Below are 15818 nucleotides of genomic sequence, written 5' to 3'. Positions count from 1 at the left end.
TGAACTGGTTTCTTGTCAAGCTTGTTTTGTCATATCATATCTAGAAAATTCAACTTCGATGGAGCTGCTTCTTTAATTTTCTAACATCTCCAAGTGTTAAGCCAAACTCTGTAGCTAACTCTACTGAAGTAGAATTATTTTCTTTTTGGATAAAATCATGGAAATCCACACCAAAAACTTCATTTGTTCCTTGCTGAGACATTTGTATTTTTTCACCAAATCTCACGTAATGTTCATCCTTTCTGATGTGCTACCAAAAGCGTAAGGCGCCGGAGCTAGCTATTTTTTTTAAAGGTCTATAACATATCATGCCCTTTTTCGATAATTTATTTTCAATAATTACAGGATTTTTATAATTTTTATCGAATCTAAAGAGGGCACAGCTTTGTGAGAAGGAGGATTATTCGTTTGAAGTACTCAACTTTTCGTATACTACTTTGTATATTGCTGCTAGTGATTTCATCACTAGTCTCATCACATGTAGCAGAGGTATCAGCAAATGATCAAACAGCTACGATAAACGTTCCTACATTAAATAGTAGGCAAGGGCCAGGTTTGTCCTATGATGTTATTAGGCAAGTCAAGCAAGGGGAGCAGTTCTCTATTATCGAGAAAAAAAATGATTGGGTTAAAGTCCAGCTCTCAACTAATAGATCAGGCTGGCTTGCTTCATGGCTTATTAAAGAAAACACTAATGAAGTAACTAGTGAACCGAAAAGTGGTAATGTAACAATAACTGTAGACGGATTGCGTATCCGTACTGGACCTGGGACAAGCTTTCAAGTCATTGGATTTTTAGATAAAGGCCAGAAAGCAAAGTATATCGATAAAAATGAAAACTGGACTAAAATCTTTATAAATAATAAAGAAGGCTGGATTTCTTCCAACTATTTATCTTTTGAGGTAATGGAAAGCGACAATAATTCTGAACAAAAACCTAGTCCACCTCAAGAAACCGCAACGGGTAAAATTTCTGCAACTATATTAAATGTTCGGAGTGAACCATCACTAGAGGGTCCAATTGTAGGAAAGTTAAAAAGCGGTGATAGTATTACAATTGTTAATGAAAGAGAAGACTGGCTTGAAATTACCTTCAATGATTCAAAAGCATGGATCTCACGAGATTTTGTTGATATAGACAAAAAAAATGAGCCAAATAAAAATGAAAAAACAGATATACCTAACACTGAGGATGAAAATAATACTCCTGAAGATGAAACGACCACACCAATTTCTGCCAAAGTTACGGCATCAATACTAAATGTACGTGACAAGGGCTCATTGGCTAGCTCAATTATTAGCAAAGTTGCTCAAGGTGACGTTGTGTTGATTTTACAAGAAAGTAATCAATGGTATGAAATTGAGCTTCCTAATAAGAGTAGGGGCTGGGTTGCTGGCTGGTACCTAGAAAAAATTCAAGACATAGCTGTTCCTCCTACTCAAAATGATAATAGTAATAAATCTTCAATGGTTAGGATTTTACAAAATGGTAGTAATGTGCGTTCTGGCCCAAGTACCAGTACAGACGTTGTGATGAGGGTGAATGAGGGGGAATCCTTTGAGATTCTTACGGTCGAAGGAGATTGGTTCAAAATTAAGTTACCTTCTAATAAAGAAGGATATATTGCAGGCTGGATTGTTGAAACCTCAGGGAATACTCCCAACATCGAAAAGCCTGGAGTCAATCAATATTTAAAATATAAAACAATCGTGATAGATCCTGGGCATGGTGGAAGAGATAGCGGTACTATTGGGGTAAGAGGCACATTAGAAAAAGAAATGACGCTTAGAACCTCTAAATTATTATTTGATAAATTAAATGCTTCAGGAGCTAATGTTATCTTAACTCGAAATAGTGATGTATATGTTAGCTTACGATCAAGGGTAAGTCTAGCCAACTATAGAAATGCCGATGCTTTCATTAGTATTCACTATGATAGTGTGAACGATCGAAGTGTCAATGGAATTACATCCTATTTTTATAAAACTAACTTGGATGCACCCCTAGCCTCTGCTATTCAAAAGGAAATGATTAAATATACGAATTTAAAAGATAGAGGGCCTCGTAGTGGTAATTATCATGTAATCCGCGAAAATAAACGTCCTGCAGCCTTATTAGAGTTAGGCTTTCTCAGTAATAGTAGTGAAGAATTAACTATCGGTTCTAGCAATTATCAAGAAAACGTTTCAAATGGGATCTTTTATGGTCTTGCACAATACTTTAAAGCAAAATAAGAACAAGTGTAGGGCACCCGGAGCAAGACACCAACTAGATACAAACTTTTACACACTCTAAACCACTAGAAAATGCGAGTCCTATGACTCGCATTTTTTTAATCCTTACTATCCACTATCAATGTAACAGGTCCAACGTTCGTGAATTTGACATCCATCATGGCACCAAACTGACCAGTACTAACTGTTAATCCTTTGCTTCGTAATTTTTGATTAAATAATTCATAGACTTCTTTTGCGTGTTCAGGTTTAGCAGCATCCATAAAGTTAGGGCGCCTCCCTTTTCGACAATCCCCATACAATGTAAATTGCGAAACTGATAGAATCTGTCCTTTTACATCTAGTAGGGACAAGTTCATCTTTTCATCTTCATCTTCAAAAATACGTAAATTAGCAATTTTGTCTGCGATATATTTCACATCTTCAACCGTATCAGAATGAGTCACTCCAACGAGAAGCATTAGACCATAGTCAATACTCCCGACAATGCTGCCTTCTACTGATACAGTTGCATCCTTTGCACGTTGAACTACTACCTTCATATTTTAAATACCCCCTTTCATCCCGCATTAACGGGCAGTAATACCCCCACTTCAAAACTTTGAAATCCGAAGAAGTTTAAGTGGGGGAAACTTCCCGTAAAAGCCCGGGTAAGGTCAACCAACCCTCAGTGGGGACTAAGAAAAGCGCAGGGCGCCCGCTTATCGGCGCGTCGATTAAAACCCGCCACGTCCTGTGGCGAACATCGACATCAGCACATCCTGTGCAGTCAAGCATAAGACGAGCCCTGACTGAAGGCGTTTTTTGCCTTCGGGAAGGGATTGGCTTATGACCTCAGGTCCGATGGCGCCCGGAGCTAGACACTATAACTAGGTACAAACTTTTATACTTTCTTATCTTTTGAAAAAAAACCCCCACTAAGGGAAGTTTCCTTTATGTCATCATCCTTCTTACTGAGTAAATATCTCGGATTTGCTTTATGCGCTCGACAACTTTTTGAAGGTGACTTACATTATGAATGGAGATGGTCATATTAATAGTTGCCATTTTATTTCTATCCGATTTTCCAGATACAGCATTTATATTTGTTTTTGTTTCATTTACAGCCTGAAGCACTTCGTTTAAAAGTCCTCTTCTGTCAAATCCGGAAATCTCGATCTCAACATTATATTCACGTCGTTCATGAATCTTACTTTCCCATTCAACAGGTATTAATCTCTCCTGTGCATCACTCGTGTGCACATTTAGGCAATCATCGCGGTGAACTGATACTCCACGTCCTTTTGTAATAAAGCCTACAATATTATCACCAGGAACAGGATTACAACATTTAGACAGACGGATTAATAAGTTATCGATTCCTTGAACTTGCACCCCGGATTCCCGTCTTTTCGTTGCTGGAAATTGCCTCATTTCTGAAACTGCATCAGCGACGTTTTTATCTTGTTCTTTATCTCGTTTTTTACGCCACTTCTCTGTTAGTCTAGTTGCGATTTGTGCAGCAGTTATCCCATTATAACCAACGGCTGCATACATATCCTCTTCATTTGAGAAATTAAACTTCTCGGCAACTCTTCTTAAATTCTCTGTTGTTAAAACTTCCTTAACATCGAACTCAAGGTTTTTTATTTCTTTTTCTACAAGCTCTTTGCCTTTATCAAGGTTTTCGTCACGTCGTTGCTTTTTGAAAAACTGACGTATTTTATTTTTGGCTTGTGAGGTTTGGGCAAGTTTTAACCAATCCTGACTTGGTCCATATGAATGCTTTGACGTTAAGATCTCAATGATATCACCTGTTTTGAGCTTGTAATCAAGGGTTACCATTTTCCCATTGATTTTGGCACCAATCGTTTTATTACCTATCTCTGAATGGATGCGATATGCAAAATCAATTGGCACAGATCCGGATGGTAATTCGATTACATCGCCTTTTGGTGTAAATATGAAAACCATATCAGAGAATAGATCAATTTTTAATGATTCCATAAATTCTTCTGCATTGCTCGCATCGTTTTGCCATTCTAAAATTTCTCTAAACCATGTTAACTTCTCTTCAAAAGATGATGTTTGGTGGACAGGTTTACCTTCTTTGTAGGCCCAGTGAGCCGCAATCCCAAATTCAGCTATTTGATGCATCTCAAAGGTGCGAATTTGAACTTCTAAAGGATCACCAGTTGGGCCAATTACCGTTGTATGCAAGGATTGATACATATTTGGTTTTGGCATCGCAATATAATCCTTAAATCGTCCAGGCATCGGTTTCCAGCAAGTATGAATGATTCCTAGAACAGCGTAGCAATCTTTTATACTGTTTACCACAATTCGTACTGCTAATAAATCATATATCTCATTAAATTGTTTATTTTGGATGACCATCTTACGGTAAATACTATATATATGCTTCGGTCTACCTGAAATCTCAGCCTTTATTGAAACCTCTTTAACTCTTCCTTTGACTTCCTCGATTACATCTTCTAAATATTGTTCACGTTCCGCACGTTTTTTCTTCATAAGATTTACGATTCGATAGTATTGCTGCGGGTTTAAATATCGTAAAGCTGTATCTTCTAGTTCCCACTTGATTTTAGAGATCCCTAAGCGGTGTGCAAGTGGTGCAAATATTTCTAGTGTTTCGTTTGAAATTCTTCTTTGCTTTTCTTGTGGTAAATGCTTTAGTGTCCGCATATTGTGTAATCGATCAGCAAGCTTAATTAAAATGACACGAATATCCTGCGCCATCGCGACAAACATTTTGCGATGATTTTCAGCTTGTTGTTCTTCTTGGGACTTGTACTTTATTTTCCCTAGTTTTGTTACACCATCAACAAGCATTGCCACTTCCTTGTTAAATGTTTCTCCAATATATTGTAGGGAAACATCCGTATCTTCGACAACGTCATGAAGGAATCCAGCAGCAATTGTAGAAGGATCCATATCTAAATCTACTAATATCCCTGCCACCTGGATAGGATGGATAATATAAGGCTCACCGGACTTACGATATTGTTCACGGTGAGCTTCTTTTGCAAAATTGTATGCCTCTTGAATAAATTCAATATCTTTATCAATCAAGTAACGCTTCGCCTTTTCGATTACCTGCTCAGCAGTTAACACCTGTTCATTTGCCATGAAATCACCTTTTTATGTTTTAGCTTATCATCACATTAACTTAAAAGTTTTTTTAATAAAATAATGATTATTACTATTATCATGAAATTTCGGAAAGATGTAAAGGGCTACCGCCTTAAAAATATTTCCTATTAGACTTTTGAGTTCCAGATTCCATACCTTAATTAAGAAATAATATAATTAATCTTTTATTTTTTTACAGAGTATGGCAAATAGTTGTTAACTCAAGTATGAAAGAAGCTAATTTAAAAAAGAGCACTCCATCTGTAGAGTTAACGGGTTCCCTTTTGGAGTGCAAAAGGTGAAAAAACAGGGTATATAACTTACAAAAGGCGTGGTAAGTCGCCATGCTTTTTATATTTCTTTAAACCTAAATAAAACCTAAGAATTTATAGTGTTTAAGGTATATAAATAATGTCCTTAAAATCAAGGCTCTATTATTATTCATCGTTGAATTTCGTGTAGGAATAAGAATTCATAGGCGGAGAATTTCCTGCTAATGTATATAGTGGAGGCTTAAGATGCAGATATAAGCGGAGATATTCCGATTAACTGCTCTAAATAAGACAAAATCCAAGGATTTGGATAATATAAACGGAAAAACTTCCCTTATTTTTAGGGAAATATGCGTATTTACCAATTTAAACGGAATTTTTCCGTTTATTTTTTAAACACGGTAAAAACAGCATTTAGTTATAATGGAGCCGAAATTTCTGATAATCCGATCTTATACATAATTTAACATAGTAATTTTACATCTATTTTAGCAAACCAATTATAAGATATAGAATTGCTATTCGCAAATAGTTATTTACTATGTGATTTATCATGCGATTTTATATGTTAAATTGCAAAAAAAACATTGATCTAGCAATAAAAAATAGGGTGAGAAAATCACTACGATTTCGCACCCTATTTGCATTGTGATTTACTGTTTTGCACCTTTAAAGAGAACCCGTTATCTATAGAGTGCTCCCGTTTCTTAATATTGCATTAAAGTTAAAACATCATAACCATCTAGTTTATCGCGTCCATCTAAATAGGTTAATTCAATAATAAAGGCAATGCCAGCGACAATTCCACCTAGTCCTTCAACAAGCTTAATTGTTGCTTCGATCGTGCCTCCTGTTGCTAAAAGGTCATCTGTAATTAAAACCCGTTGACCAGGCTTAATTGCATCTTTATGAATAGTTAAAACATCTTTTCCATATTCTAGTCCATACTCTTGGCGAATTACCTCTCTTGGTAATTTACCTTCTTTACGAACTGGTGCAAACCCTACTCCATGAGAATACGCAACCGGACATCCGATGATGAACCCTCTTGCTTCTGGTCCAACAACCAGATCAATATCTTTTTGACGAGCATACTGCACAATTTGATCAGTGGCATATTTATATGCTTCACCGTCATTCATCAGTGGTGTAATGTCCTTAAACTGAATACCCTCCTGTGGGTAGTTTGGAACGACCGTTACAAATTTCTTTAAATCCATTATTTTATGGCCTCCTCGTACTTTAACGAACCTATATCAAGAGCATCAAACATTTGCTTTAATTGTTGAAAAGAAGAATACAAATACTCATTTTCAAGCTCAATTTGATCTTGCTTTAAACGATATGTTTCTGATTCACTCAAATCTCGTTTTGCAGCACTATTTGATAATGAAATAAATCCCTTGTCTATTTTAACAAATTCCAATTCAAAAAACACCTTTGACATGAAATCAATTGTTTCTTTCGACCATCCCCTATGTTTGGCGAGGTTTTCTGCATGTCGATTCATATCAAATGAACCTTTCTGCGATAAAAATGTATAATACCATTTAAAATGCTCCCTGGTTGGGATTGTGCTAAAGAAGTGATTTTGATCATTATAAAAAAATGTATAAATGCGGCTAGGAAAAGAATTTTTAAATAAAGCTTGCAGACTTTCCCTTCTTCTAGGGAGATCTACAAGAACAACATAAGACTCATGGAAATCATACTTGTCATTTCCCATCATATCAGAAGTGTTAATTATCAAGTTATTAAATTCTTGTAATTCAAGTTTGTCTAATGTTTCTTTATTAAACACTACAAGTTTACATTTCTCTGAAGGAATTGATTTTATAACTTTTTTAATATTCTTAGTGCCTCGTATGTCAAATAATTGCCACTCTGAAATTTCCATGTCTTGTAACATCAACTGTGGTTTTCGAAAATTATTCCATTCGTTAATTGACAGTTCTCCAAGCATTGAAACTTTTGATATTGGAGAAATATGATCATATAACTCACCAAAACCAAAGGCAATACTGTCAAGAGTAACCCCATTGTCTTCGACAATCATCTTAAGATGATTTTGATTAGAACCAATTCGACGGATACTATTTAATAGAACATCATTAATCAGAACTCGTGGTTTTGGGTTACTCATCCCAAAAGGAGCTAACTTTCCGAGCTGCACGATTGTTTCAATTGACACTTCTTCAAGTTTGCAAACGACATCAACCTTTGTTACTGGTATAAAATCTTCTTCTGTTAAAATATCATTTGCTAAACGGTTTAGTCGTATTCTTAGATTATCGACATCAGCGATATTTAATGTCATACCTGCTGCCATTGGATGCCCCCCAAAATGAGGCAATATATCCCGAATGGTTGATAAATTTGCAAATAAATCGAAGCCAACAATACTACGCGCTGACCCTTTAGCGATTCCTTTTTCTTTATCTATGCAAAGAACGATTGTAGGCCGATAAAAACGGTCTACCAATCTCGAAGCAACAATCCCTACTACACCAGGATTCCAGCCTTCCTTAGCTATAACCAAAACAGAGTTAGAGTCAGGTTGATGCATTGTTTCTACTTCTCTAATAGCTTCCTCTGTCATGTCATTAACAAGCTTTTGTCGTTCTTTATTTAATAAGTCAATTTGTTCAGCTAGCATATCCGCTTCTTCCTGGTCTTTAGTCATTAATAAATGAACTGCAGGATCTGCTGACTCTAATCTACCGACTGCATTTATCCTCGGGGCAAGTGCGAAACCAATTGTTTCTTCGGTAATTTCTCGAGGTTCAATCCCGGATAACTTTAGCAACGCTTTTATCCCAGGCCGCTTTGTTGATTGAAGCATATTAATTCCTTGACTAGCAAGAAGTCGATTCTCTCCATGTAGGGGAACGAGATCGGCAATAGTGCCAATTGCAGCAACCTCTAACAATGAAGTAGGAACTTCACCTAGTAAAGCATGAGCAAGTTTAAATGCTACACCTACGCCCGCTAGTTCTTTAAATGGATAAGAACATCCTTCTTTTTTAGGATGGATTATTGAATAAGCATCTGGTAATACTGGTCCTGGCTCATGATGATCAGTAATGATTAAATCAATTCCTAATTCCTTTGCAATGTCCGCTTCATGGACAGCAGATATACCTGTATCAACTGTGATGATTAACGCAAAGCCTTCCTCTTTTGCCCACCTGAAAGCCTTCTCGTTCGGTCCATAACCCTCGGTAAAACGGTTTGGTATATAAAAGTCAACAATAGCACCTTTATCTTGTAATGCCGTCATTAACACTGTTGTGCTGCTAACGCCATCAGCATCGTAATCGCCAAAAACTAATATCGGCTCATTTTCTATTATGGCCTTCTCGATTCTAGTTACTGTTTTCTCCATGTCGTCTAACAAAAAAGGATCATGAAAGTTTTGTCTATCAGTAAACAAAAATGCTTTCGCTGTCTCGACTGTATCAAGCCCTCGATTTACAAGAAGCGAAGCAACTAGAGGTGCTATATTAAGCCCACTACAAAGTGTATTAATTTTTGTTTCATCTATTTTTAAAATATCCCAACGAGATTTTGCCTTTAACATTCTGTCACCCCTTAACCCACCCTATTATACTAGAGTAGCAATGGGGTTTCAATCTAGATACTAATACCAACAATTCTAAACAGTCTAGGTATGCTTCTTTTTAGTTCCATCTTCTTTTTCTATACTATCCTTCTCTTCCTTTATTTCAGTTTCTTCTAGACCAGACACATTCGTATCCGTTTGTGCATGTTGGCGTAAATTAGCATTTTCTTTATTTAAATTCTTCACTCTTCTTTGTAAAACAAACATTCTAAACAGTCCTGCTGAGCCAACGATAATTCCTCCCATAAGAACAGATCCTAAGATAATTAAGATCAGTGGCCATTGTGAAGTCCCAAAGAGATAATCCACCTCCACTGGTTCTACATTAATAACAGCAAACAAGGCAACGAGTAACGCAAAAATAAGTGCAAGAATTAAACTCCATTGTCCCTTCATATTTTGGTGCCCCCTTAATCGAAATTAGTAACCTAATGTACCTTAATTCCCTCATCAAGAGTAGGGATTGATATGAACAAAAACATCCTATACATTCGAAACCTCAATAAGTCTTGCCTTCACTTCTTTTCCCAACCTGTGACCTTCTTCAACAGTATACAACACTTGATTATTGTAACCAAAATAGATACCTCTCACCACCAAAAAGCACTTTGTTTTCTATATAAAAAAGTCGTGGATGGTGCTCCACGACTTTTAATACTATTTATACTTCTGGTTCTGGGTCTTGCTCTTCTACTTTTACATTCCGCTTCTTAGTAAGCTCTTTGCTTTTCCAAACAAGCCATAACTGAGCTGCAATAAATAGTGAAGAATAAGTTCCTGCGATTAACCCGATTAATAGGGCAAATGAGAAGTTTTGAATTGATTCAGCACCAAGGAACAACAATGCTACAACTACAAATACTACTGTTATTACGGTGTTAATAGACCTTCCAAGTGTTTGTTGAAGTGCACGGTTAACAATGTCTTGTAGATCCTCAAAGGTTTTAACTTTCTTTTTCTTCTTATAAAGCTCTCTGATTCGGTCAAATGTCACGATTGTGTCATTTATTGAATATCCAACTATCGTTAGTACTGCTGCAATGAAAGTTATATCAACCTCAAGTCTAGTTAAGCTGAAGAAGACGATGATAAAGAATGCGTCATGCATTAATGCAACAATAGCAGCAATAGCCATACTGATTTCAAAGCGAATCGTGACATAAATGATAATCCCAAGTGATGCTATCATTACTGAGATAAAGGCATTTCGAGCTAGCTCTTCACCGACTGTAGGTGATACTGTACTTACACTTGGTTCAGCTCCATATTTATCTTGGAAGTGTGCTTTTATTTCTGCAATTTCTTCTTTTGATAACACTCCAAGGAAACGAGCGACACCAATTTCTTTATCCGCTCCTGATAAAACTACATCTTTAGGCTCGAGACCAAACTGCTTAAATTCTTCAGACACTTCATTAGCAGTTAAAGATTTGTCAGCCAGTATCTCTACACGAGTACCACTAGCAAAATCAATTCCTAAGTTTAGTTTAAGAGTTAATAATAAGCCAATTCCAATAACAACCATCAACCCTGATGCAAAGAAAAATTTCTTTCTATGTTTTACAAAGTCTAAGCCACCAAATTTTGTAACGACTTCAGCATCATCATCAACATCTGCAATATCGGAAACTTCACTTTGTTTCACACCAAAGTATCCTGGCTTCTTATTAAGGAATCGGCTATTTACCCATAGCCCTAAGAACAGACGTGAACCATAAACTGCCGTTAAAAAGCTAACTAAAATACTGACGATTAACATAGTAGCAAAACCCTTAACAGAGCTTGTCCCAAAGCTAAATAACACGACCGCAGCTAAAAGGGTAGTAATATTTGCATCTAAAATCGTTGATAAAGAGCGACGATTGCCAGATTTGAACGCAGACATCACAGATTTTCCTAGTCTTAGCTCTTCTTTTATTCGCTCGTAAGTAATGATATTGGCATCAACTGCCATTCCTACTCCTAGTAATAATGCCGCAATACCCGGTAAAGTTAAAACGGCGTTCATCCAATCGAATATTTGTAAAATTAGATAAATATAAATACTTAATGTAACAACTGCGATGATCCCAGGGAATCGGTAATAAATAAGCATAAATAAGAAGATAATTGCAACACCGATTATACCTGCAAAAACAGTCTTCTGTAAGGCTGTTTCACCAAATTTTGCACCTACCGAGGTTGAGTACATTTCTTCAAGATCAACCGGTAATGATCCAGCATTTAATAGATCAGCTAGCTGTTTAGCACTTTCAATTGTAAAATTGCCTTCAATCTGGACATCAGAAGTATTAAGTACTTGTGTAACCCTTGGTGCCGAGATAAAATTAGGATCAGGTTTGAGTGCTTCAGCCATATAGGAATCGACACCTTCTTCAAAGTCTAACCAAATCACTAGAAGATTATTGCCAATACCCATAGCTACAATTTTTTCTGTTACATTTTTAAATCGATCAGCATCTTTTAATTTCAAGCTAACAATTGGTTGATTTTTATCATCAAACGTTTGTTTTGCTCCTCCTTCAACAAGGTCTGTACCATCTAACATTACAGTATCATTAACATCACGGAATGAAAGTTTTGCTTGTGTAGAGAGGATTTCACGTACTTTACTTTGATCATCAACACCTGCTAATTGAACGCGAATACGGTCTTCTCCCTCAATTTGAATGTTGGGTTCACTCACACCTAGAACGTTAACACGTCGATCAAGTGCTTCTACTGTGCTCAGTAATGCCTCGCGATCAATTACATCGCCATCTTTAGCCGGCTTCACTTCATATAAGATTTCAAATCCACCTTGAAGGTCTAACCCAAGCTTAATATTATTCACTATACCATTTAGCGTTGTCCCCATTAAACTACCAATAAGTAGTACAAGCAGGAAAAACGCAACTATACGACCTCTTTTAACCATTTGAAAAATAATCCTCCTTCAATTAAGAAAAGCGCAGGGCGCCCGCCTATCGGCGACAAGCATAAGACGAGCCCTGACTGAAGGCGTTCTTTGCCTTCGGGAAGGGCTTGGCTCATACCATAGAGCCGATGGCGCTCGGAGCTAGACACCAAAACTTAATTCAAAATTTTATATTTTGTCTAACAATCCTAGCTAGTCTAGTAAAAAAAACACCAATAATGCCATTATGAGACAACACTCATGACCTGTCAATGTCAGAAAACAAGGAAGATTTTTTGATCACTATGTATCATTTTATCCTAAAATAAATCTTTAAACGCTTCTTTGCTTTCTTTACTAAATATATTTGGAGATTTGTAAGCTTCGATCGTTGCGTAACTGATAAAGTCACTAACATTTGTTCTTAATATATCATTTACAACTTGATGAAGTTGCTTTTCTTCATTATCACGTTTCCATCTCTTTTTAATTAAAAAATCCCATAGTTCATTTTCAGTCACTTTATCATAACCATACAACTCGAATTCTTCTAATTTGCTGTTTATTGCTGGTTCCACTTCAGTACGGTATCTCTGTAAAGGATGCATCGTTTTGTTATTCATCATCATTCCCCTTTATAAAATTGAAATCGAAAACATACCAAAGCTGACGATAATAGCTGCAATTACTACACCAAGTGCAATCGATATAAACGCATATCTCATCCTGATTAAAAATATTGAAGCGGCTACGCATGCACTGTAAGCACCTGTTGTTGGTAGTGGTAATGCTGTAAAAAGCATTAATCCAATTGCTCCATATTTTTCGATACTATTACTTTTTTTTAGAGTTCGGTTATAAAGCCAATCATACATTTTACGGTATAATCCAAATCTCATCAGCCACTTACTAATTGGTTGAAACAATAGTAATAGTGGGATTAATGGTAGTAAATTGCCTATAACACTTAGAACAAAAGATTTTACTAAACTGAAATCGTAGTGAATGTAGGCTAATGGTAAGCCACCTCTTAATTCTACTATCGGCATTGCTGAGACAATTAACACGATTAACTCAGGTGGGAGGAAATCTAAATTTTGAACAAGATATTCTTTTAGTTTTTCTTTCATTTTAAACATCTCCTTCATTTAGTTATATAATGTACCGACACTATACATTTAATATGCGTCTTTCCATTTCTAAAACCTTATGACGGATTGGTTAAAATAATACTTGTCATGCTTGGCCCCCTACCTCGCATATAGTTAATTGTAAATGATATAACCTTGTTTGAGAAGGTAGGGAAACACATGTCTAAACAAACATTTTTGCAAGGGACATTAATATTAATTATTGCTGGTCTAATAACCAGGGTTCTTGGTTTTATTAACCGAATAGTTGTCGCACGATTTATTGGAGAAGAAGGTGTAGGACTTTATATGATGGCAGTACCTACACTTGTCCTCACAATTACAATTGTACAGCTTGGTCTACCAGTTGCCATCTCTAAGTTAATTGCTGAAGCACAAGCAAAGGGTGATCGAAGAAAAATTAAGAAGATCCTAGTTGTTTCGCTTACTACGACTGGTACTCTAAGCTTAATTTTTACACCCTTGATGATATTGTTAGCCCCGATTTTATCAGAAACATTATTTACGGATTCAAGGGTCTATTATCCGTTGCTAGCCATATCGCCTATTGTTCCAATAGTTGCGCTTTCTTCAGTATTACGTGGCTATTTTCAAGGTAGACAAAATATGCGACCAGCTGCTATATCCCAGGTTATTGAGCAAGTCGTTAGGATAACCTTAGTTGCTATTTTCACAAAAGCTTTTCTTCCCTATGGTATTGAGTATGCTGCAGCAGGTGCAATGATATCGGCAGTTATCGGTGAATTAATGTCACTCCTCTATATGTTTTGGATGTTTAAGACAAAAAAACGAGTGAAGGTAAGAACACACTTTTTAAAATCCGTTAAAGCTGGTAAGAATACCTTTAATGAACTAATGTCAATCGCACTACCAACTACTGGTAGCAGATTAATAGGGTCGATTTCATGGTTTTTTGAGCCAATCGTTGTTGTACAAAGCTTAGCAATTGCAGGTGTGGCTACTACCCTTGCAACAAGGCAATATGGTGAATTGACTGGTTTTGCCATGCCATTGTTATTATTACCATCATTTATTACCTACTCCTTGGCAACTTCTCTGGTTCCAGCGATAAGCGAAGCTGCTGCTAATAAACAGACTTTATTAATAGAACATCGGCTACAACAAGCACTTCGGTTGTCCCTAGTAACAGGTGGATTAGCTGTTGTCACTCTTTATGTATTTGCAGCACCAATTATGGAACTAATGTACGGTAGTAGCAATGCAGCTATTTTTGTAAAAGTAATGGCACCATTCTTTATCTTCTATTATTTTCAAGGTCCACTACAAGCAACTTTACAAGCAATGGATTTGGCAAAAGCAGCCATGATTAATAGCTTTATTGGTGCAGCAGTAAAGACAGCCATTATATTTATTCTAGCTACAAGACCTGAGTTAGGTATTATGGGTGCTGCTCTAGCTATTGTATCAGGAATGATGCTCGTAACGTTACTACATTTTAGTACCGTAATAAAGGTAATTTCATATAGCTTTTATATTCGTGATTATGTAAAAAGTCTGATAACTATGATTGGGTCGGGAATTGTCGGACATTATACTTTTATAAATCTCTTAGTAGAAGCTTCCTTAGCAGCCCGAACATTGTTTGCGATTGGTGTAACTTCCGTTATATATCTTGTGTTGTTAATACTATTTAGACTTGTAAAAAGAGATGAAGTTAAACGAGTTCCTTATATCGGAGCAAGACTTTCGCTACTGCTTCCTAATAAAAAATAACCATACCGATTTAGGTTTGGTTATTTTTACTTTTTCTCGTCTTTTATATCAATGTAGAACGTATCATTATTGTTATTATATGTACAATAGGAAATTTTTTTTATTTCTTTATAGCCAAGTTTACGTAATTGTTGCCGTAGCCATAGATTTGTTTTATTCAGTCTTTCTAACTGTTCCTCCTGGACAATGCCATCCAAAATCACCGGCCATTCAAAATCAAAGGTTTCAGATTGAGGCTTGGTTTTGTCTTTTTGAAACACAGATAATTTTCCTGATGGCTCCAAAATAGCAAATTCCACGTCAGCAACATTTCGGATATCTTTTTCACGTAATTGAAGCAGCAAATCATCTAAATTGTATCTTTGTTTTCTCATTTCATGTTCGTCAATTTTCCCCTTATCTATTATAACAGTTGGCTTTCCATCAATAATATCACGTAATTTTTGACTTTTAAGCGAAAGATACGCTAAACCTATTTGGATGACCATCAGTATAATCATAGGATAAATGGTATGTAAAAGTGGGTCCTTGGTATTTTCAATAGCCACGACTGCCATTTCAGCTATCATAATTGAAACAACTAAATCAAGAATACTTAATTCACCGATTTCTCTTTTCCCCATTAACCGAAATACAAATAAAATGACAAAATAGAGAAAAAGTGTCCGTGCACTAATAATTAAATACTCTTCCAACACCGTAGCCTCCTTCTACGAAAAGCGCAGGGCGCCCGCCTACCTGTGCGTCGATTAAAACCTGCCACGTCCTGTGGCGAA

At 36.3% G+C, this 15818-nt stretch carries 12 protein-coding genes; 2 read left to right on the top strand and 10 right to left on the bottom strand.

Translation table 11 applies throughout. The features are described 5' to 3' along the window. Positions 1-49: 49 nt before the first annotated feature. Positions 50-226 carry a hypothetical protein gene (locus PY093_RS08785; RefSeq protein ID WP_275645514.1) on the bottom strand — a complete coding sequence of 59 codons (177 nt, stop codon included), beginning with the start codon at positions 224-226 and terminating at the stop codon, positions 50-52. Positions 227-408: 182 nt separating this feature from the next. On the opposite strand from PY093_RS08785, the gene PY093_RS08780 reads away from it, so the two are divergent. Then, positions 409-2235 (top strand): N-acetylmuramoyl-L-alanine amidase family protein, encoded by a 1827-nt coding sequence (locus PY093_RS08780; protein ID WP_275645513.1) that lies wholly within the window; start codon positions 409-411, stop codon positions 2233-2235. 98 nt (positions 2236-2333) lie between these two features. Here PY093_RS08780 and dtd read toward each other — a convergent pair whose 3' ends face one another. The 8 genes from dtd to PY093_RS08740 all read right to left on the bottom strand — a co-directional run bounded on the left by dtd (position 2334) and on the right by PY093_RS08740 (position 13287). Further along, a complete protein-coding gene (gene dtd / locus PY093_RS08775; RefSeq protein WP_275645512.1) occupies positions 2334-2777 on the bottom strand; it encodes a D-aminoacyl-tRNA deacylase in 444 nt (147 codons plus the stop codon). A gap of 391 nt (positions 2778-3168) precedes the next feature. Further along, on the bottom strand, positions 3169-5364 hold the full coding sequence (locus tag PY093_RS08770; protein WP_275645511.1) for a RelA/SpoT family protein: 2196 nt from the start codon (positions 5362-5364) through the stop codon (positions 3169-3171). 982 nt (positions 5365-6346) lie between these two features. Beyond that, complete coding sequence (locus PY093_RS08765; RefSeq protein WP_275645510.1) at positions 6347-6859, bottom strand: adenine phosphoribosyltransferase; 513 nt, start codon at positions 6857-6859, stop codon at positions 6347-6349. Next, positions 6859-9219 carry a single-stranded-DNA-specific exonuclease RecJ gene (gene recJ, locus PY093_RS08760; protein WP_275645509.1) on the bottom strand — a complete coding sequence of 787 codons (2361 nt, stop codon included), beginning with the start codon at positions 9217-9219 and terminating at the stop codon, positions 6859-6861. Before recJ ends, PY093_RS08765 begins: the two co-directional genes overlap by 1 nt. A gap of 84 nt (positions 9220-9303) precedes the next feature. Then, the gene (locus PY093_RS08755) at positions 9304-9657 is read right to left on the bottom strand and encodes a LapA family protein (protein WP_275645508.1); all 354 of its coding nucleotides are present in this window, start codon (positions 9655-9657) and stop codon (positions 9304-9306) included. 265 nt (positions 9658-9922) lie between these two features. Then, positions 9923-12178 carry a protein translocase subunit SecDF gene (secDF, locus tag PY093_RS08750; RefSeq protein WP_275645507.1) on the bottom strand — a complete coding sequence of 752 codons (2256 nt, stop codon included), beginning with the start codon at positions 12176-12178 and terminating at the stop codon, positions 9923-9925. Positions 12179-12477: 299 nt separating this feature from the next. After that, a complete protein-coding gene (locus PY093_RS08745; RefSeq protein ID WP_275645506.1) occupies positions 12478-12780 on the bottom strand; it encodes a post-transcriptional regulator in 303 nt (100 codons plus the stop codon). 12 nt (positions 12781-12792) lie between these two features. After that, positions 12793-13287, bottom strand: a complete 495-nt coding sequence (locus PY093_RS08740) for a COG2426 family protein (RefSeq protein ID WP_275645505.1) — start codon at positions 13285-13287, stop codon at positions 12793-12795. A gap of 180 nt (positions 13288-13467) precedes the next feature. Between PY093_RS08740 and spoVB the strand changes: the two genes are divergently transcribed. Next, positions 13468-15042 carry a stage V sporulation protein B gene (spoVB, locus tag PY093_RS08735; RefSeq protein ID WP_275645504.1) on the top strand — a complete coding sequence of 525 codons (1575 nt, stop codon included), beginning with the start codon at positions 13468-13470 and terminating at the stop codon, positions 15040-15042. A gap of 26 nt (positions 15043-15068) precedes the next feature. On the opposite strand, the gene PY093_RS08730 is transcribed toward spoVB, so the two are convergent. Continuing rightward, positions 15069-15737 carry a DUF421 domain-containing protein gene (locus tag PY093_RS08730; protein ID WP_275645503.1) on the bottom strand — a complete coding sequence of 223 codons (669 nt, stop codon included), beginning with the start codon at positions 15735-15737 and terminating at the stop codon, positions 15069-15071. Positions 15738-15818: the final 81 nt, after the last annotated feature.

This window comes from Cytobacillus sp. S13-E01 (assembly GCF_029193815.1).
In the GTDB taxonomy this organism is placed as follows: Bacteria; Bacillota; Bacilli; order Bacillales; family Bacillaceae_L; genus Bacillus_BV.
The sequence above is the reverse complement of the archived record's forward strand: the minus strand, read 5'-3'. Positions and strand labels throughout refer to the sequence as shown.

Bases quoted from the DNA above. Each gene is read 5' to 3' on its own strand.
- dtd (WP_275645512.1), bottom strand. From the start codon at position 2,777: ATGAAGGTAGTAGTTCAACGTGCAAAGGATGCAACTGTATCAGTAGAA.
- PY093_RS08755 (WP_275645508.1), bottom strand. From the start codon at position 9,657: ATGAAGGGACAATGGAGTTTAATTCTTGCACTTATTTTTGCGTTACTC.
- PY093_RS08770 (WP_275645511.1), bottom strand. From the start codon at position 5,364: ATGGCAAATGAACAGGTGTTAACTGCTGAGCAGGTAATCGAAAAGGCG.
- spoVB (WP_275645504.1), top strand. From the start codon at position 13,468: ATGTCTAAACAAACATTTTTGCAAGGGACATTAATATTAATTATTGCT.
- PY093_RS08745 (WP_275645506.1), bottom strand. From the start codon at position 12,780: ATGAATAACAAAACGATGCATCCTTTACAGAGATACCGTACTGAAGTG.
- secDF (WP_275645507.1), bottom strand. From the start codon at position 12,178: ATGGTTAAAAGAGGTCGTATAGTTGCGTTTTTCCTGCTTGTACTACTT.
- PY093_RS08740 (WP_275645505.1), bottom strand. From the start codon at position 13,287: ATGAAAGAAAAACTAAAAGAATATCTTGTTCAAAATTTAGATTTCCTC.
- PY093_RS08765 (WP_275645510.1), bottom strand. From the start codon at position 6,859: ATGGATTTAAAGAAATTTGTAACGGTCGTTCCAAACTACCCACAGGAG.
- recJ (WP_275645509.1), bottom strand. From the start codon at position 9,219: ATGTTAAAGGCAAAATCTCGTTGGGATATTTTAAAAATAGATGAAACA.